A 19,519-nucleotide genomic window follows, 5' to 3' on the forward strand; every position below is an offset into this window, starting at 1 on the left:
ACTCAAAAAGTGGTTCGATAGGTTAAGGCAAACACATAAGCTTTTACGGTTGATTCAACATCAAGGTCTGCATAGGGGTTATAAACAAGGCCATCGATGCTCGAGCAGTTGATACTGCAACTCGACCCGGCAGGAATATTCTGTTTGCTGACCAAGTAATTAAAGCCGACGTCAATAACCGTATCTTTATCCCATTGATAACCTGCACCCAATCCGTACAGCGTTGCATCACCAATTGGCGCAAGAACGTCCGCCTTATTGCCAGGAATTGCTGAAGGTCTGGGCTCATATCCCATCCGTAGGGTAAGTCGGTCATTGTATTGGTATTGCAGACCTAGAGCCCAGCTCCACACAGATTTATAACCACGATCCAGAATCAGACTGGTAGGTGTCGCACTATCTGGGGACAGCAAGCTGGCAATGGTGAGAATGTCAAGTTCGCGGTCAAACTTAATCTCGAACTCATTCCACGCGGCATAATCGGTCCACTTAACATCGAAGTTAACTTGCCATTTAGGTATCGGATTTAGCTTAATTCCTGTGGAGAAATGTGCCGGGTAAGTTAAGTCTAGGGAAACGTTACCGCGCTCGTTATCAAACAGACCGTCAGGTGTGATGCTACTGAAAATCGCACCAAACAATGAGCTATCCAACCCCTGCCAGAACCCCTGCCAGTCATCGCTGTATGAGACATTATACTTACCTTTAAGCTTCATCTTGGCTTCACTTTGGTATACGGCTCCCCAAGCAAACCAATCAACAGGTTCCCAGAGAAAACCAATATTCCAAGTCGGTGAAAGTGACTGTTGTAAATCCAGATCAATATTTGCAATGTCTGTGAATGGGCCTAAATCACCACCACAGATATTTAACAACACATCAAATGGGTTTCCATCAATAGTGCACAATGCATCTTGAGCAGCACCGGTAAATCCCGTTAAAACACCTGGAGCACGGAAGTCTTCATTCAAAGACAAGGCTTGGTGTGAAAAGCCGACTGAAATACCAACAGAAAGTTCATCATTAACTTGATAAGCAACTGAAGGTGAAAAATAGGTAATTCGCTGAATAGCAACTTGCTTACCTTGATAGCGCGCAGGATCGTTATCACCGCGGGAATAACCAAGCGCCTGAGGGGCATAAATATTATTTGCGAAAGTAAATTTTGAGCCTGGCGGGGTAATAGAAATGCCTGCAAGAGGCGCAAAAAGAACAGGCACATCGGTAGCACCACCCAACCCAGGAAAATACATTGTTGACGTGGTGGTTCTACTAGAGGTATTAGCAACAGGGTCATCAGATAAGCCAAAAAAGCTATCACCATAATTTTCAGGTGCTTTAAATTCCGATCTAATATCTAAAACACCTGTCACGAACTTTATCGCTATCTGGCGTCCTTTCAATTTGGTTAAGGCTGCTGGATTGTAGTGAACAGCATCAATACCTGACGAGTCTGCAGTAATCGCGTTTCCTAACGCCATTGCCTTAGGATTGCCAATGGTTAGATTTTGTGAAAGCTGGGCCGTTGCAGTATCCATCCATAAATTCACAACGATAGGTAACAAATAAGATGCACGGAAAATAATAAATTTCATGATAGACAACTCTTCCTCTATTCCGGCTTAAGCCCCGTAATATCTAGAGGCATGGAAAGCCCCAGCAGCACATCTGGAGAGTCTTCTGTCAAACCAAAACCAGCATTAACATTTACTATGTGTTCAGGGGATGTTCTTAGCCCCAGAGAAAAGTTCATGACCGCACTGGTCTGTTCTCGTCCCTTTAACGTCATATCCTCAAATTCAAATTTAGGAGCAAGGTTGTAGGCCATCTGATACGAAGCGGCTAAAGAAACGTCATAAGACAATGAATAAGCAAACCCCATATTGAATGATACCGAGGACCCTGTATTAACTTTTCTCAGCAACCGGCCACTGCGCACTTGATCAATATCTTTAATTGGAAAATTGTACGTATACCCAAGCGACCCAAACAGTACAACTGGATCAATTACATAAGATAAGTTTGCACCGGCACTAATGCTGTAGTTACCATTCCCTGTTGATAGGTCGTCTTGCACTTTTATGTCATAAGGGCTATCACCAGTCGGTAGTCCCACTGATGCGTATAAGGTTGTTACTGGAGCACCACGTTGCGCATTCCATGGTTGCCAGCGTAGGCTTGCAGAAATATCACCTAGACTATAGGCGCTCAAGTCTCGCTCGGTATCATACTTGGCCACGAATGGCAGACGGATACTAAACGTCAAGTTGTCCCATACGCCATAATCAAATGTAAATGAAGTCGTAAAAGTATGCTGAGCCTCAGATTGCCCGATAACACTAAATGAATCATTACCCGTTCTAACGGTTTCAATGACAGTATCTCTGACTAGACTGTAGTCGACTCCATACGTAAGTGTCCGCTCTCCTTTCTTAAGTAATGTATAGCTTTTTTCAGCAGCTTGAAAAACTTCAGAAAGTGCTTTTTCACTGTCAGCATCTCCCTCTTGCGCTTTTAATGCATCCCTAGCGCTATCAAGAGACTTGTCATCTGCAAACACACTAACACTCGTAAACAGGCATAGCGCACATGCAGTTCCCGCGTATGCAAGTTTCATTTAGACTGCTCCATTATTATGCTTAAGCTGTACTATATTGACGAGTTGTTATTTTCGGCGGATGTATTGTATCGCCCCGCCAGAACCTAACTCTGTCGCTTGATTGTCAGTAAATTTGGTGATTGATGGATACTCTTTGAACGCTAATAGCGAAACAGTACGATCATCAATAATGCGCAGATCTTGATCTTCAAGCGCGAGGGAGTTTTGTATACCGCTATCTCCAGGATAAATCACGAATAAAACATTCTTATCCCAGACGGCCTCAAACCGTTTACGTGTAAAGCTTATATTTCCTATAGCAGGATCAGCTACAAATACATGACCATCATAAACATCACGCACGACAACGAAATGTTTAAACCCTGCATATTCAATGGGCACCAAAACCGGGTGATCCAAGTTATCCAAGTCAGTAAATGTTGCACGAAACCCTCCGCTGTTGTACCCAAGTGCAGACACAAAGCGCTTCATATCAAGTAAGGAGAAGCCACGCCGCTCAGCGATCTTGTCAGCCTCGCCAAATCTTAGAAGGCCTTCCATAACTTGACGCTCTTCTAGATTCTGCCCTAAAAAATAATCAAGTAGCGTTGTTAATGCAGCTGAACCACAACTGTAATCATAGGCTTGACGAATAACGCGTTTAAACTGCAACTGACTAAGCGGCTCAAGTTCAACTGATTGCCTAAACGGGCTGCTGCTCAATGCCACCTGAGTGAGGTTAACCCGTTCCTTTGGTTGCGGTTTAATATCGACAGTTTCGGTAATACCGAAAACGGTTATTAGACTACCAAGTAGGATTTCAATCATTAGGGCTCACCCTCTCTTAGATCAAGGACCCTGCCAGCCGAAACTGGCAGGGTATTCATAGCTAAGAAGGACTAGTGGCTTAGTGTCCCCAAACTTTAACGGTTGTACCGGCCATATTGATGTCACTGACTGCAAGCGAACCAATACTAGCGGCCGCGGTGCTACCAACCTTGATAGCACCTACTGATAACTGGCCAGTTACTGCAGGCAAACCAATTTGCAGTTGCTCAGTATCTGCACCGCCAATGCTAGTAGTTACAACATCAACTAAAATTGGCGCGTCATCAGAAATATTGAAACCGTCAAAAGCGATTGTTTCAAGACGCAGCGAGCCGCCGGACGGGTCATTGTCGGTATATACAACGCTACCAATGCTGCCGTTGAACTGACCCGAAATACTAATACCATCCTGACCGGTCACTGTTGCCAGCGCAGAATCATCCATGGCTTTCAATTCAGCCTGCGCCATGAGCGGAGTGACGAGGACAGCTGCTGCTAATGCGAGTTTATTGATGTATTTCATTGTTGTTATCTCCACAGTTCTCGGTTTTGGTATCCCGAAGGAAGCTGCTATTGACTCCTGTCGCTAGCAGCGGGAACGACAACCTGCGTCGCTATTCGGGATGGCATTGCTTCCGTAGTCATGCCACCCCGAACTCTCGATGCTGTTGCATCAAGTCCTGCCTTAAACCTACTGTCGCAATCCGCTGCTGCCTCCCTAACCAAGGGATGGAGGATCAAATCAACACATCATTAAAAGGCTTCTTATGCCTCGCTCAACAACCCTAAACTCTTGCCTTTGAGTACTGCTTGGGTTCGACTACGCACACCCATTTTTGAAAACAGGTTATGTAAGTGCCATTTGATAGTCGCTTCTGATAGATGCACTGCTTGAGCAATATCACGGTTAGATAAGCCAGCACCCACGAAACGAAGAATCTCTCGTTCCCTGTGACTAACATCTTGATTATCATCAAGTTGCTGGTATTCAATCGAGAATTTTTGACATTGATCACGAAGCATTTCTGCTAATGGTTGCCACGCCTCGGCCGCAGCTTTGTCCGCAGAAATCCATGCATCCATTACAGGCATTAACCAGATAGCGTCGTCAATAAACAAACGCTGGTAACCGCGACTTACCCCACTTTCAACGACCTCATTAAGCAAGTCGAACGAACGCTGGGTGTTACCTTTTCGCCAATAAGCAACTGAAAGTAACAAGGACAACCTAAGGTTTCGATCATTCATTGGCAGGCTGTTATCACCAGCCAGGCAAGCTTCGAGCGCCGCTAGGGCCTTATCCGCCCGTCGTTCAGAGAGTGACAGACGAGCCTCAGCTAAAGTCAAACTGATGCTAGCGTTTGCGTGACGCTTAGTGGGCAAGATTGCGAGATGCTGTTTAAGCTGCAAACAAATACGCTCGGCTTCATTGGGCCTACGCAACCACAGCAAGAACTGGACTTTGCAGCTCATAGCCTGTGCATATACGCGTTCATAACCTGGAGCATGCAGGCTAAGAAGCCACTCATCAAGCTCATGCAATGCTTGATCACAGTACCCCTCATAAAAGCGCTTACGCACGATTGCTAGCTGGCCGCGGCTTAATAGCTCAACCGGTGTAACAACATCACGCCAAGCGGTCGCCTGGGCAATCTCATTCAAAGCGTCTTTATCTATGCCCTGCTCATAAAGAATATCGGCAGAGGCCAACCACAATGGTCCCCCTACACGGCTCTGCTCCCCCAGGAAACAACCTGTCAACTCACGTGCACGCTCAGCAATCTCTGACCCTTTGCGTAGCTCACCAAGCTCAGTGCACAAGCAGACCTCGATCAAGCTCGTGACAACGTTCAGATAATCACTATGGCATTCGCTAAGTTTTGAGCGTGCGGCAAAAATTGATTTTGAAGCGTCTGCATAAGCACCCTGAAGCGTATAGCAAGCTGCTTGTAAGCATGACAAACAGGCAGAAAACAAGGGCTGTGAGCCAGGTGCCAATTTCAACCAGTGCGCCGTCACTTTAAGACAACTTTCGAGCTTGTCTTGATAGAGTAAGACAAGAGCTTTGATGATTTGCGTGGCCGCCAGCAGCTCAACAAAACAGGGGCGCATATCCTCTATATTGCCATCCTTCAAGTGAGAGCTAATTTCTTCAATCAACGACTCTGACTCAGCGTACTTTTGCTCGAATGCTAGCTGCCATGCGAAGAATATTTGAAAAACACAATACTCCTGAATAACCTCAATCGGAATCGCCTGCAAACAGCTGAGAACTTGATAGACTTTTTCCTCGGCAATAACTTTCCAACCATGCGTTTCAAGCAACTGTGCAGCAAATGCATAATCACGCGAATAGACTGCATATTTAATCGCCTTTTCTGGCAATCCCCTTGACTCACACCAATGCGCAGCAGCATGCAATAAGTGAGTAGGACTTTCAGTCGTTTCCAGTCGGCGTTGAAGGTATTCTGCAAATAAGGGGTGATAGCGATACCACCCATCCTTGCGTTGTGCTTCGACAATAAATAATTGCTCATCACATAAGTACTTCAAGGTTTTTTGCGCATCGTCCCGGCCTGTCAATGCGTTACATAATTCAGCATTAAACTCATCCAGTACCGATGTATAATTTAGAAACCGTTGTAACTCAAGCGGCAAATCAACCAATACATCTTCACTGAAGTAGTCCGCAAGATTGCGCTCAGTACCCGGCATATTTGGTGTCGGCGTGAAGCGTCGACTCAGTGCAGGAACCATAAGAGATGCTAAATGCAGAGCCGTCACCCAGCCCTCTGTTTGCGCATACACTTGGGCAATGTCTGCATCACTGGCTTGAATCGATTTTATATCACGATAATATTGATGCACTTCATCCTGACTAAAGCGCAAATCATAAACATCAAACCAGCAAGAGTTGCTGTTACTGACTGATTTAGCACAAAACATTCCGACCTTAAAACGTGTGCTAACCACGAAGTGGATATGACTGGGAATATCGTTAAGCGCCGCTTCAATTAGCCCGGCAAAACCGCAACCATCGAGATGATGCAAGTCGTCTATTATCACATAAAGCTCGTCGCCAACTTGCTGTAGGTTGCTGACAAACAACTCCAGCAGTTGACGCTCCGGCAGTTCATCGTTGCCTGTCAAGGTGGACATGATGGCTTCTGCAAACCTAGGGATTTGGTCTGCAATTGCGTTGCATAGATAGTTTAATAAACGCTTTAGGTCAGTATCTAGCGCATCACAAGATAGCCACGCAACCTTCGCCCCTTCAGTCAACAATCGCTGACGATACTCAGTTAAAACTGCACTTTTTCCGTAGCCGGCTGGAGCGCTCAACACCATTAAATGTTTTTCACGCGCGCTATACATTTTATCGATCAGAGCGGTGCGTGGCATTAATCTGGCTGTGCCGAAACTTTCCGGCTTAAGCTTGCTTGGCAAAACACTGAAGTCTGGAGAAGCTAATACATTTTGAATACTCATGATCCCAACATCCCTAGCTCGCGAGCACGTCTAATCGCTTGGGTGCGATTGCGTACTTTGAGCTTCTCGTAAATGTTATGCAGGTGCCACTTGACGGTACCCAACGCGAGCGTCAGTTGCCGACCGATCTCATCATTGGACATACCTTGTGCCGCGAGCTTGATCACCTCTTGTTCACGCTCCGTTAGTTCTTCCTCAACAGTTTCCAGTAGACGCTCAGCGGATTGCCTAGGCCAGAGGGCTAAGAGACCGCGAATAAACACCTGCAGCGCAGGTTGACGCTCAGCTGTTTCGAGTTGATGGAGCATGCTTCGAACTGCCTCGCCCTCCTCCAGAAATAGGCTTCGAATATCTTCTCGTTCGGCCGCGATCAAGCACTGTACTAGCAAGCTCTGCGAGCGCTCTTGGTATCCCAGTTGCTGGTAACTAAGAGCAGCCAAAAGATCCAGGCGAATGCGTTCAAGCCCCTCCCAGTCATCCAAAAGCATTCCACGTAGTTGCGTTATTTCGTGCAGTGCTTCACTGAAGTGACCACGTGTTTGCTGCAAACGAGTCCGTGATAGGCCCTGAACCCAAAGCACCGGATTCAAGCGCATGTGTGTGTAGTTGGTCGCTAGCTCATCCCAGTTAATGCTTTTTAAACGCTGCTCGGCGCGCTTGACTCGGTCATCACCTACATCTTGCAAAATACGCAGAATTTCATCTCCCACTGCTTGCGCGTAGAAACGCCAAGCTTTGTTCCGCGCAGCTAGATTTTGCATATATACCGATGTCGAATTGGCTTCTTTGGTATTGCCTTGCATGTGCTGGAGATGCGCCAAACAGAGTGTGCCCTGAGCACAGATATCAACTGGGCTGATAACGTCAACAACTGACAACATGCGCTTCAATGTTTCAGCCACGCCCTCAAACCTGCCCTGCTGGTAGGCGATCAGGCACTGAGTGATTTTTGGCAGAATCAAGGCTTTAGACTTTTCGTTGAACCAAGAAATAGTGCGCTCTCGAAGGCGCTCAAAAAGTAGTTCTGCTTGCTTGATCTTGCCCTGCTCAATTAGCAGCATCACCTCAACATTAATCAGGTGCATCTGCAGGTAATTACCAGCGAGAAAGTGGTTTCTTTGATTCGCTAATGTCAGTAGCTTTCGTGCAGCCTCGTGCCATCCCATCATCACGTTGGCGAAAGCACCTATGACTAACATCGCAACTTCAAGAAACGCAGTCCGCGTGCCCATCTGAAACTCAACCCGGCGCGCTAGCTTGACGCAACTGCGCAGATCATCCTTTTGCAAAGCAATCAAAGACTTAATTGCCAGAGCAGCTAACATACTGTCTGTCAGCTGTGCTTTCGCATCACCGTCGCCCCAGCGTAGAAGAAGCTCATCAAGCGCACGATTTGCTTCGTCCAAACCAAGATCGACAACGCGTGCCCACAGATCACCAAGTACTAACACCGGGTATTTGACTGCAATTTCATCAGGTACATGCTGGCGCCATTTGTGCACCAGGCTAATCTGACCACGATTGATCAAACTCAGACCACAACCATCAATTAGCGCTGCCAATAACTCCAAATCTTGTGCGTGATAAGCATGCTCAATCGCAAAAGTTTGCATGTGGTTATTGGTGAACCACAAGCTGGCATTAAAATGGATTTGTTTAAAGCGCTCGGCATCTTGTTGCCTTAAGCGTGCACGAAGAAACTCGGCGAAGAAGCGGTGAAATCGAAACCATTGGCGGTCACGGTCAAGCGGAATCAAGAAAAGCTGTAAATTTTCAAAGTTTTCCAGCAATTGCTGTCCGTCATCACAGCTGGTTAATGTAGTTACCAAACTGCCATTGAATCGTTGTACCACGCTCAAATTTAACAGTGCGTCTTGTTGTTCCGCTGGCAAAGCATCGAACACGGCGTTAGACAAGTAAGTACCAATCGAAGCCTTGTCACTCTGAAAGTCAAACAGTGCCTCAACTCTTTGCGAGTTTAGTTTTAACCACTCGCTAACCTGCAGTACACCTGTGATCCAACCTTCGGTGTAGCTGTATATTTTTCTGAAGGCGATAGCATCGAGATTATGCCCACTGCGCTGCAAGTAAAGTCGTGTTTCATCTTCACTTAGTCGCAACTCACGCTCACCAATCTCGGCCAGATACCCCTTTGCGCGCCAAGTTGCCATACTCAGTTTCGGCCTCACTCGGGTACCGATGGCCAGCGAAAATCCATCGGGTGCATAGTTGATGAGCCTGTTGATAGCACTCAGCAAATCAGGGCTGGTAATGAACTGGAAATCATCCAGCACCAGCAACAAAGGCCTCTGTAGCTTTAGGATATTTCCCAGCACAGACTCCATAAGCGACACAGCGTCCACATTGGCTTCACTGACTTCACTGGAGCTCAGTGCAGGGTATGCATCGCCCAGCCCGACATAAGCTGCGCTCAAGGCATCAGACAGTTGCTGAAAAAAGCCTATCGATGTATTTGACTCTGCAGTCAATTTTAGCCATGCAACACTGCTGTCACGATCAGCACTTATTGTTGCGAGTGATACCAACTCACGCGTCTTGCCGAAGCCCGCAGGGGCTGAGAGCAAAATCAAACGTGCAAGGGGTTGCGCCGTAAGCGCTGATTGAATGGTGGGTCTTGCGATATAACGTTCTGAAACAGCTGCCGAAACAATTTCTGATGGCAGATTATAATCCGCAGGCTGATCCAGCACTTCATTCATGTCATCCATGACCTGATCCCTGTGATTCATACATTGGTGTACGCGTTCACTTTCCTTGAACTCAGTTCATACTAATCAGCTCTGTGTTGGCACGCAAACCGAGCAACACCTATAGGCCCCGCGGCTTTGGCGCTTTACAATGCATATTCATGCTTGTTTGAAAGCCACCTATGCCAACTTTTCAGGTTCATGTTTTACCCTACAAAGCCGACCCTGGTTCATATTTCAGTCTTCTGAGAAATGCCCCTGGTGCAGTCCTGCTTGATGCTGGAAGACCGGTGGCACAGCATGGACGCTATGATCTTATTAGCGCTTGGCCATTGGCTGAAATGACCCCGCTAAAGGCAGAATCGGCCAAAGACTTCCTGCACAGACTACGTGTTGCAAGCAACACCTTAAGCACCGCTGAAATGCCTGAAGACCTCTGTTTACCTTTCGCCGGAGGATTAATTGGTTACTTCGGATATGATTTCGGCAGGCGCCTGGAAACGATTACCGACCTTGCCGTAGATGACTTGAAATTGCCTGACGCACGTGTCGGTTTGTATGCTTGGGCACTTATAACGGATCACCAATCGCTTACCTCACAATTGGTCTTTCATCCGCAGGTAAGCCTTGATGAGCGGAGCCGATTGATTGCTCTGTTCGAATCACCTGTCACTGAGAGCTCCAAGAGTTTCCAACTCACCAATAGCTTCAAAGCCGATACCAACCAGGACCAATACCACCAAGCAATCAGAAAAATCCATGCCTATATTCAGGCTGGCGACTGCTACCAAGTAAATTTTGCTCAGCGTTTCCAAGCTCAATACAAAGGTGACCCATGGCTTGCGTATCGAGCACTACGTGCAGCTTGCCCAACCCCGTTTGCCGGTTTTCTAGCCCTGCCTGACGGGGCGTCAATAATTAGCTTGTCGCCTGAGCGCTTTATGCGCGTTAAACAAGGCAGAGTTGAGACCCGCCCTATCAAAGGCACGCGCCCACGCGAAATCGACCCAGACAAAGATGCAGCGCAGGCTGCGGAATTATTAGCCAGCACTAAAGATCGAGCCGAAAACCTAATGATCGTCGATCTGTTACGCAACGACCTTGGTCGCTGCTGCAAAGCGGGTTCGGTAAAAGTGCCTGAGCTTTTTGTTATTGAAAGCTACCCCAATGTACATCACCTAGTCAGCGCTGTTACTGGTCAACTGGCGGACGGTAAAGATCCACTCGATTTACTTGCCTGCAGCTTTCCTGGCGGCTCGATTACCGGGGCCCCCAAGATTCGAGCAATGCAAATAATTGATGAACTAGAATTGACTCGCCGCGGGCTTTATTGCGGTTCGTTATTTTATTTGGATATACGCGGAGAGATGGACAGCTCCATTACGATTCGCAGCCTGCTTGCCAAAGACGGCACCATCAGTTGCTGGGGCGGTGGCGGGATTGTTGCAGACTCGCAGTGGCAAGCTGAATATCAGGAATCGCTGACCAAGGTTGATGTGCTGTTGCGCACCCTCGAACAACTCAAGTAAACATCTATAAAGACAAAAACTCGCCTTAAGCGAGTTTTTGTTATCAATCAAAGCCTACAAGCTCAGCTCTCGATTTGATGCTTTAAGAAACTCGCGCTTTAAGTCTTCAAAGGTATGCACAGCTGGAAATTGCGGAAACTCGCGGATCACATTGTCAGGCGCATGGAACAAAATACCGGCATGCGCTTCGCCGAGCATGGTGGTGTCATTGTACGAATCGCCCGCTGCGATAATCCGGTAGTAAAGGCTCTTCAGGGCGATAACCGACTGGCGCTTTGGATCTTTTTGGCGCAACTGGTAGCTGACAACACGATCATTTTCATCAGTGACCAGCTTGTGGCAAAGCAAAGTAGGAAAGCCCAATTGACGCATCAACGGTTGCGAGAACTCATAGAAAGTGTCTGACAGGATGACGACCTGAAAACGCTCACGTAACCAGTCAACAAATTCAACTGCGCCATCAAGCGGCTTTAACGTAGCAATCACTTCCTGAATGTCGGCCAGTTTCAAACCATGCTCGTCCAGAATGCGCAAACGTTGCTGCATCAGCACGTCGTAGTCAGGAATATCGCGGGTTGTCGCCTTAAGCGACTCGATACCGGTTTTCTCCGCAAAAGCGATCCATATCTCAGGTACCAGTACGCCTTCAAGGTCGAGACAAGCGATTTCCACAGGACACTCCTAGCTGTATTTTTATATGAAGACGGCACTCTAACGGCTCCCCAAACACTGCGCAACGTACCTCTATATATACAAAACCATCAGTCATCATGGCTGTTGGTTATTTAGACGCATATCCACCATTTGTTAATATCGACGGCACAAAGCGCCCAGCGCCATGAGAATTAGGAACAACCCCTGATGAGTCACCCATTTGATATAGCTGAAACGGCGGCAACTTACGCCACAAAATCACCGCAAGAAATCCTCAAGCTCGCCTTCGAGAACTTTGGCGACGAGCTGTGGATTTCTTTCAGTGGTGCTGAAGATGTAGTACTGCTGGATATGGCTTGGAAGATCAACAAAGGTGTCAAAGTCTTTAGCCTCGATACAGGCCGCCTACATCCCGAGACCTACCGTTTCATAGACCAGGTTCGTGAGCACTACGGCATCAGCATCGACATTCTATCGCCCGACCCTGCCGCGCTAGAGCCTATGGTCAAAGAAAAAGGCCTGTTCAGCTTCTACAAAGACGGTCATTCCGAGTGCTGTGGTATCCGTAAAACAGCGCCTCTACGACGCAAGCTGTCGACCGTAAAAGCCTGGGCGACCGGGCAGCGCCGTGATCAAAGCCCGAGCACACGCAGTGAAGTTGCAGTGCTTGAAGTGGATGGGGCTTTCTCCTTGCCAGATCGCCCGCTGTACAAGTTCAATCCATTGGCGCAAATGTCCAGTGAGGAGGTGTGGAACTACATTCGTGCACTCGAGCTGCCATACAACTCGCTGCACGAACGTGGTTTCATCAGCATCGGTTGTGAGCCATGCACCCGCCCTGTCCTCCCCAACCAGCACGAGCGAGAAGGTCGCTGGTGGTGGGAAGAGGCAACGCAAAAAGAATGTGGCTTGCACGCTGGCAACATCATCAGCAAAATTTGATCAGTTCGCCCAAGTAAGCCATGAAACGAAAAAAACCGGCAATTGCCGGTTTTTTTGTAGCTGACGAATCAATAGGTCGGCAGTTCAACGCCTTCAAACAATTCTTCAAGCTCAGACTTGTTATGGCACTGCACCGCCTTGGCCAATACTTCGCGAGTCAGGTGAGGGGCAAACTTCTCGATAAAGTCACACATAAACCCGCGCAGGAATGTGCCACGACGGAAGCCAATTTTGGTCACACTCGGCTCAAACAGCTCGCTGGCATCAAGCACAACCAAATCAGGATCAAGCACCGCATCAACCGCCATTTCTGCGACGATCCCAACCCCCAAGCCTAAGCGCACGTAGGTTTTGATTACGTCAGCATCTGCTGCGGTAAACACCACTTTAGGCGTCAGGCCACGATGACTAAAGGCCTCATCGAGCTTGGACCGCCCGGTAAACCCAAACACATAGGTGACAATCGAATACTCAGCCAAGGCTTCCAGCGTTAGTTTGGGCAGCTTAGTCAGCGGATGACCTTGCGGGACTACCACGCAACGGTTCCAGCGATAGCACGGCATCATTACCAGATCGTTAAACAGCTCTAGTCCTTCTGTTGCAATGGCGAAATCAACCGTTCCATCGGCCGCCATTTCGGCGATCTGCAACGGCGTTCCCTGGTGCATGTGCAGAGATACATCAGGGTATTGCTTGATAAAACCACTGATCACCTTGGGCAATGCGTAGCGTGCCTGAGTATGGGTGGTGGCAATTGATAGCGTGCCCTTCTTTTCATTGGAGAATTCCTGAGCGATCTGCTTGATGCTTTCGACCTTGCGCAGAATTTCGCCTGCAGTGGTAATAATTCGCTCACCTGCTGGCGTTACCCGAGTCAGGTGCTTACCGCTGCGTGCGAAGACTTCAACTCCCAGCTCATCCTCCAATAGACGAATCTGCTTACTGATGCCCGGTTGTGAGGTGTACAGACTCTGTGCAGTAGCAGACACGTTGAGATCGTGGTGCGCAACTTCCCAGATGTAGCGCAATTGCTGGAGCTTCATAACAATCCCTCAAAGCAGATAAGCGCCGTGCTAATTTCGGCTGCTTTATATAACCATAAGAACGGTTCAATCGTTCAATTTAGACGATTTTAAAAAAATTGCAGTTTTAATCGTTATCTAGCAACCGCAGCATCCGTGGCAACCTTCACTCACTACCCCATTAGTTCAGAAAATAATCCCCGCATCACCGCGGCTGCGATGCTGCAACATCGGCACCATGTACACCGGAACCTCGGCTAACTGTAATAGTCGTGCAGCGGTTCGGCCCATTGGAATCTCCTGATCAGTTCCGTGGCTATGACTGCCTATGACTAACAAATCCACCTCTAGTTTCTGCGCTTCAGCCAATATCATCTGCGGCGGATCGCCCTGCACTACGCGTACAGCTCGAATCAGCGCAAGGTCGTCCGGAGAATCGGCTATTTCATCCTTGAATCCTTCCAAGACTCGCGCCTCAATTCCTGCCATCACTGTTTCCAGGCCGTTATGGCGGAGCGTTTTCAAATGCTCCTCATCGAGATAGGTTTTAAGTACTGATTCTGCAAATAATCCCATGGGCTCCACAGCATGGATCACATACAAGCTGGCATTGAATGCTCGGGTCATTGCTAACGCATGCTGCAAAACATACGGCGCGTAGAGCCCAAGGTCGGTGGCATAGAGAATAGTTCGGATCATGCTGGCTCCTTGTACCCGCATGACGGGTCATACTTGAGCTTAGCAGTGACGCCAGCATGTCAATTTAAAAGCGTGCTTAAATAAGATCAGTGGAAGCCTGTAAGCTCATGTACCAAGGGCTTCACAGTTCAGGGAAGGTCATAAGAGCACGACCTCAAAGCTCACGGATTACTCCTGTAATTCGTTACTCACGCCGTGCGGCACGTGACCGGTGGCGACAACTTCACGGGCTTTTTCGCAGTGGCTGGCTTGGTCGTCAAAAAACACATCGGCACCAAATGTGTTGAGAATCGATGACTTATCCAGGCCACCGAGAAAAAACGACTCATCCAAGCGGATATTCCACTCGCGTAAGGTGCGGATAACGCGCTCGTGAGCAGGCGCAGAACGTGCAGTGACCAGCGCCGTGCGTATCGGGCAAGACTCTTCAGCAAACTCTTGCTGCAACTTATGCAGGGCCGCAAGAAACGGTTTGAACGGCCCACCACCGAGTAACTCCCGGGCGGACAGCTTCTCGTGACTTTGAAACGCCTCCAACCCGCCTGACTGATAAACTCGCTCAGACTCATCAGAGAACAAAACCGCATCACCATCAAAGGCGATCCTGAGTTCATTGCTCGCTTCTCGTCGGCTGCCACCGGAAAGGATTGTCGCCGCGCCAAAACCTGCACGTAGCGCGCTGCGGACATCATCAGCATGGGTCGATAAAAACAAATGGCAACCAAACGCAGCCAAATAGGGATCAGGGCTACGACCGCCGACAAATGCAGCCCGAGAAATGCCCAACCCGTAATGCTGGATTGAGTTGAACGCGCGCAATCCGGTATCGGCACTGTTGCGCGACACCAGAATGACCTCTACCCGCTGTTGCCCCAAGGTTTGATTGAGCGCGAGCAGCTTTTCGACCAACGCAAAAGCATCGCCCGGCATAAGAATCTCGTCCTCATGATCAATCTGATACTGGCGATAAGCCGCAACGCCCTCGCCGACATAGACTTTGTGGCTTTCACGTAGATCGAACAAGGCGCTAGAGGAAATCGCCAGGACCAATTTGTCGCCCAGAACCTTGCTCATAGTGACCTCAATTTTGAGTATTGCGTTGATCTATAAATTGCAGCGCTTGGTACAACGCTTCAATACGTGGCATTGAGCATCCAGCGGCAGTTGCCGCAGCTAGCGGCGCGGCATAAATAGCGTGTAGTTCGAGCGGCCGGCGGTGTTTGTAGTCATGGTACATGCTAGGCAAGTAATCAGGCATACGCTCTGTTGCCTTAAGCATTTTCGCGGCGAAATCGGCCTGGATTTGATAGCCGCACGCAGCAGCGCCAGCAACGACCTCATCCATGATCGAAGCGATCAATGCGCGACTGTTCAGGTCGCCCATCAACGCAGTAGTGCCTGCATTGAGCAACACCGACAAACCGTTATACGGCACATTCCACACCAGTTTTTTCCAACGCGCCTCTGCCAACTCAGTTGCGGCCATGGCATCAACGCCCGCCGCGTTGAACATCGCGGCCCCAGCAGCCGTAATCTGCTGGCGCTCCTCTGCTGTTGCCGGGCCTGAGTGATAACCAATGTTAACCGTGCCCAGTGCTTGATGCTCAATGACCCCGGCAGTTGCACGATGCACACAAATCAGACACAAACCACCGAGCAAATGCAGGTTGGCTGGCAGCAAAGGTCGTAACTCATCTTCAACCGCCAAACCATTTTGCAGCAGCAATACCTTGGCGCCATCGGCAGCCGCTTGGGTAATCGCAGGGACTAATGACGCATTGCTACTGGTTTTAGCGCCCACCAGCAACCAATCGCAACGTGGCATATCTTCAGCATTGTTATAGGCTTGAACCGGATGCAAGGCCAATGGCCCATGCACAGCACTATTGAGCTGAAGACCATGTGTAGCGACTGCTGAGTACTCGCTGCGCAGTAAAAAGTGCACGTCGAAACCTGCTCTTGCGAGCATCAAGCCATAAAAACCACCGATAGCGCCGGTGCCAATAATGCCGATGCGCGGGCGTTGTGTTGTGGACATCAAGGAAACTCCTCTGGTGGATACGAAAAAGCTGCATCCAAAGCGATACGCAGATCATCTGCTCGTAACGGACAATTCGATCGATCATAAAAACTGCCACCTTTAACTGCAAACAATGCTGACAAGTTAAATGCTTCATAACGCTGAGCCATACTGGGATTATTCGCAGCGCCGATTCAAACGAATAGCGCAATGGGCAACCCCGTCTCAGTTCACACCCGGTGGACGCTGGTTTCGCCCTGCAAAGCCCCTAATCGCTCATTAATTTGCCAAACCGTGATTAATCTGCCGCACAATTGCTTTCAACCATTGTCGAGCTCGCCTGTTACGCGATAAGGTTCCGTTTCCCCGCTGTGCTCATTATTGCTGTGCTCCGCCACACGGGGAACGCTGGCGGCCGGCACCCGTGACCTGACGAATCTGACTGATGAATAGCACGATGGCTGATTTACCGATTGATGACCTGAACGTTGCTTCCAACGAAACGCTCATTACCCCCGAGCAACTCAAGCGTGAAATTCCGCTGACCGACTCGGCTCTGCGCACTGTCGCCTCTGGCCGCGAAGTCGTACGTAACATTCTTGATGGTAAAGACCATCGTTTGTTTGTCGTCGTCGGCCCTTGCTCGATCCATGACATTAAAGCGGCACATGAATATGCCGAGCGCCTCAAAGTACTGGCGGCAGAAGTGTCTGACACGCTGTATCTGGTCATGCGCGTCTATTTCGAAAAACCACGTACCACCGTGGGCTGGAAAGGCTTGATTAACGACCCGCACTTGGATGACTCATTCAAAATCCAGGATGGCCTGCACATTGGCCGGACCCTGCTGCGCGATTTGGCCGAAATGGGCCTGCCGACAGCAACCGAAGCGCTCGACCCAATTTCGCCTCAGTACCTGCAAGACCTTATTAGCTGGTCAGCGATTGGCGCGCGCACCACTGAATCGCAAACCCACCGCGAAATGGCCTCGGGCTTGTCTTCAGCGGTCGGTTTCAAGAATGGTACAGATGGCGGCCTTACCGTTGCGATCAACGCTCTGCAGTCGGTTTCAAGCCCGCACCGTTTTCTCGGTATCAACCAGGAAGGCGGCGTATCGATCGTCACCACCAAAGGAAATGCATACGGCCACGTAGTCTTGCGCGGTGGTAATGGCAAGCCGAACTATGATTCGGTAAGCGTTGCGATATGCGAGCAAGAGCTAAGCAAGGCTGGAATCACGCCTAACATCATGGTCGATTGCAGCCACGCCAACTCCAACAAAGACCCAGCCCTTCAGCCACTGGTGATGGACAACGTTGCCAACCAGATTGTCGAAGGCAATCAATCAATTGTTGGCTTGATGGTCGAAAGCCACTTGGGCTGGGGCAGCCAGTCGATCCCTAAAGACTTGTCACAGCTTAAATACGGCGTATCCGTTACCGATGCCTGTATTGACTGGGAAAGTACAGAAAACACCCTGCGTAGCATGCACGCCAAGCTTAAAGATGTCCTGCCTAAGCGTAAGCGCGGCTAAAACACCACGCTCATGGCCCTGCCAGGGGCCCGAGCGTTTAGGTTCGCAATCACCAATAAGCCCGCGTAAATGCGGGCTTATTGGTGATTGGCTGGTACCAGATGAATCAGCAATCTGTCAGCCGTAAAAACACCTCAACCATTTGCTCGACACCGACCTGATCTTCAGCGGTGAAGCGACCCTCTTTCGGGCTGTCTAGATCAAGCACGCCGATCAGCCGCCCGGCCTTCAGTAGCGGTACGACCAGCTCGCTATTCGATGCACTGTCGCAAGCGATATGCCCAGCAAACGCATGAACATCCTCGATTCGCTGAGTTTGCTGGGTTTGCGCTGCTGCACCGCAGACACCGCGTCCGAACGGGATACGTACACAGGCAACCTTGCCCTGAAACGGCCCAAGCACCAGCTCATTGTCACGCGCCAGATAAAAGCCCGCCCAGTTCAAGTCTGGTATTTGCTGGAATAGAAATGCAGAAAACTGTGCGGCATTAGCAATAAAGTCTCGCTCATCCGCCAGCAAAGATTCTAGTTGCGCGACCAGCATCGGGTAATCTTCAACGCCTGCAGCGGCGCGCTCTAACTCAAACATCGGCACTCTCTAAAAGTTGTAGTCCAACCCAATAGCGGGCGAATTGATAAGCGCAGCGACCATTACGATTACCGCGCCCTGTTGCCCAACGAATTGCTGCTTTTTCTAACGACTCATCCCAAACCCACTGCAAACCTGCCGCAGCAGCCTGTACCGTCACCCAATGGCGCACGACACTTAAGAAGTGGTCCTGAGTGAATGGGTAGAAGGATATCCATAGGCCAAAACGGTCAGACAAGGCAATCTTGTCTTCGACTGCCTCGCTGGGATGCAGCTCTGCGTCCACCATTTTATAATTCTGGTTATCGCTTTCTTTTTCCGGCACCAAGTGGCGACGGTTCGATGTCGCGTAGAGCAAGACATTATCCGGCGCGCGCTCCAATGAACCATCAAGCACGCTTTTGAGAATGCGATAATCGCCCTCGCCCGCTTCAAACGACAAATCGTCGCAAAACAAAATGAAACGCTGCTTTAGCCCCGACAACGACTCGACCACACGCGGCAGATCCGCCAGATGGTCACGTTCAATTTCAATCAACCGCAAACCACTTTCTGCATGGGCAGCCAGCAAGGCACGAATCAAAGAAGACTTGCCTGTCCCCCTGGAGCCCCACAGCAACGCGTGATTGGCCGGTAACCCGCGAACAAACTGCGAAGTGTTGCGCGACAACTGCTCACGCTGTGTATCGACGCCAATCAGATCCGTTAACTTAAGATCGAGGCTCACCTTGAGCGGCTGTAAAAAACCACCGCGCCCTTCCCGATGCCAACGTGCAGCCAAGCTGTGCTGCCAGTCAATCACTACCGGTTCTGCCGGCAACAGCGGCTCCAAGCGCGCCAACACATCTTCAGCACGCTGTATAAAATCTATTATCCGCGAATCCACAACTCACACTCCTGGACTTG

16 protein-coding genes are annotated in these 19,519 nt (G+C 49.4%); 3 read left to right on the plus strand and 13 right to left on the minus strand.

Translation table 11 applies throughout. The features are described from left to right. Positions 1-2 precede the first annotated feature (2 nt). From ACN0UH_RS11845 to ACN0UH_RS11870, 6 genes are all read right to left on the minus strand, one after another. Entirely contained in the window at positions 3-1,595 is a 1,593-nt protein-coding gene (locus ACN0UH_RS11845) for an outer membrane protein transport protein (RefSeq protein WP_417662225.1), read from the minus strand. Between the two features lie 17 nt (positions 1,596-1,612). Continuing rightward, positions 1,613-2,617 (minus strand): transporter, encoded by a 1,005-nt coding sequence (locus ACN0UH_RS11850; protein ID WP_417662226.1) that lies wholly within the window; start codon positions 2,615-2,617, stop codon positions 1,613-1,615. Positions 2,618-2,665: 48 nt separating this feature from the next. Beyond that, positions 2,666-3,427, minus strand: coding sequence for a C39 family peptidase (locus ACN0UH_RS11855; RefSeq protein ID WP_417662227.1), 762 nt, complete (start codon positions 3,425-3,427; stop codon positions 2,666-2,668). Positions 3,428-3,506: 79 nt separating this feature from the next. Then, complete coding sequence (locus tag ACN0UH_RS11860; protein WP_417662228.1) at positions 3,507-3,950, minus strand: DUF6160 family protein; 444 nt, start codon at positions 3,948-3,950, stop codon at positions 3,507-3,509. A gap of 242 nt (positions 3,951-4,192) precedes the next feature. Continuing rightward, complete coding sequence (locus tag ACN0UH_RS11865; protein ID WP_417662229.1) at positions 4,193-6,916, minus strand: LuxR C-terminal-related transcriptional regulator; 2,724 nt, start codon at positions 6,914-6,916, stop codon at positions 4,193-4,195. Next, positions 6,913-9,636 (minus strand): LuxR C-terminal-related transcriptional regulator, encoded by a 2,724-nt coding sequence (locus ACN0UH_RS11870; protein WP_417662297.1) that lies wholly within the window; start codon positions 9,634-9,636, stop codon positions 6,913-6,915. Before ACN0UH_RS11870 ends, ACN0UH_RS11865 begins: the two co-directional genes overlap by 4 nt. 170 nt (positions 9,637-9,806) lie before the next feature. On the opposite strand from ACN0UH_RS11870, the gene pabB reads away from it, so the two are divergent. Beyond that, complete coding sequence (pabB, locus tag ACN0UH_RS11875; protein ID WP_417662230.1) at positions 9,807-11,153, plus strand: aminodeoxychorismate synthase component I; 1,347 nt, start codon at positions 9,807-9,809, stop codon at positions 11,151-11,153. Between the two features lie 54 nt (positions 11,154-11,207). On the opposite strand, the gene thrH is transcribed toward pabB, so the two are convergent. Further along, positions 11,208-11,825, minus strand: a complete 618-nt coding sequence (thrH, locus tag ACN0UH_RS11880) for a bifunctional phosphoserine phosphatase/homoserine phosphotransferase ThrH (protein ID WP_417662231.1) — start codon at positions 11,823-11,825, stop codon at positions 11,208-11,210. 189 nt (positions 11,826-12,014) lie between these two features. Between thrH and ACN0UH_RS11885 the strand changes: the two genes are divergently transcribed. Next, positions 12,015-12,749 (plus strand): phosphoadenylyl-sulfate reductase, encoded by a 735-nt coding sequence (locus ACN0UH_RS11885; protein ID WP_417662232.1) that lies wholly within the window; start codon positions 12,015-12,017, stop codon positions 12,747-12,749. Positions 12,750-12,817: 68 nt separating this feature from the next. Here the strand turns inward: ACN0UH_RS11885 and cysB are convergent, their stop codons facing one another. The 4 genes from cysB to ACN0UH_RS11905 form a co-directional block, all read right to left on the minus strand. After that, positions 12,818-13,792 (minus strand): HTH-type transcriptional regulator CysB, encoded by a 975-nt coding sequence (gene cysB / locus ACN0UH_RS11890; protein WP_417662233.1) that lies wholly within the window; start codon positions 13,790-13,792, stop codon positions 12,818-12,820. Positions 13,793-13,957: 165 nt separating this feature from the next. Then, complete coding sequence (locus tag ACN0UH_RS11895) at positions 13,958-14,470, minus strand: universal stress protein (RefSeq protein WP_417662234.1); 513 nt, start codon at positions 14,468-14,470, stop codon at positions 13,958-13,960. A gap of 168 nt (positions 14,471-14,638) precedes the next feature. Continuing rightward, a complete protein-coding gene (locus ACN0UH_RS11900; protein WP_417662235.1) occupies positions 14,639-15,544 on the minus strand; it encodes a 5'-nucleotidase in 906 nt (301 codons plus the stop codon). 7 nt (positions 15,545-15,551) lie between these two features. Continuing rightward, positions 15,552-16,508 (minus strand): putative 2-dehydropantoate 2-reductase, encoded by a 957-nt coding sequence (locus ACN0UH_RS11905; protein WP_417662236.1) that lies wholly within the window; start codon positions 16,506-16,508, stop codon positions 15,552-15,554. A gap of 439 nt (positions 16,509-16,947) precedes the next feature. Here ACN0UH_RS11905 and ACN0UH_RS11910 point away from each other — a divergent pair, with 439 nt between their 5' ends. Further along, positions 16,948-18,024: a 3-deoxy-7-phosphoheptulonate synthase gene (locus tag ACN0UH_RS11910; RefSeq protein WP_417662298.1), complete on the plus strand. Its 1,077-nt coding sequence runs from the start codon at positions 16,948-16,950 to the stop codon at positions 18,022-18,024. A gap of 106 nt (positions 18,025-18,130) precedes the next feature. Here the strand turns inward: ACN0UH_RS11910 and ACN0UH_RS11915 are convergent, their stop codons facing one another. Together ACN0UH_RS11915 and ACN0UH_RS11920 are read right to left on the minus strand one after the other, a co-directional pair. Then, positions 18,131-18,613, minus strand: coding sequence for a GAF domain-containing protein (locus ACN0UH_RS11915; RefSeq protein WP_417662237.1), 483 nt, complete (start codon positions 18,611-18,613; stop codon positions 18,131-18,133). After that, positions 18,606-19,499, minus strand: coding sequence for an ATP-binding protein (locus ACN0UH_RS11920; RefSeq protein ID WP_417662238.1), 894 nt, complete (start codon positions 19,497-19,499; stop codon positions 18,606-18,608). Before ACN0UH_RS11920 ends, ACN0UH_RS11915 begins: the two co-directional genes overlap by 8 nt. Positions 19,500-19,519: the final 20 nt, after the last annotated feature.

The sequence above is a fragment of the Pseudomonas sp. genome, from assembly GCF_048265905.1.
Taxonomy (GTDB): Bacteria; Pseudomonadota; Gammaproteobacteria; order Pseudomonadales; family Pseudomonadaceae; genus Aquipseudomonas.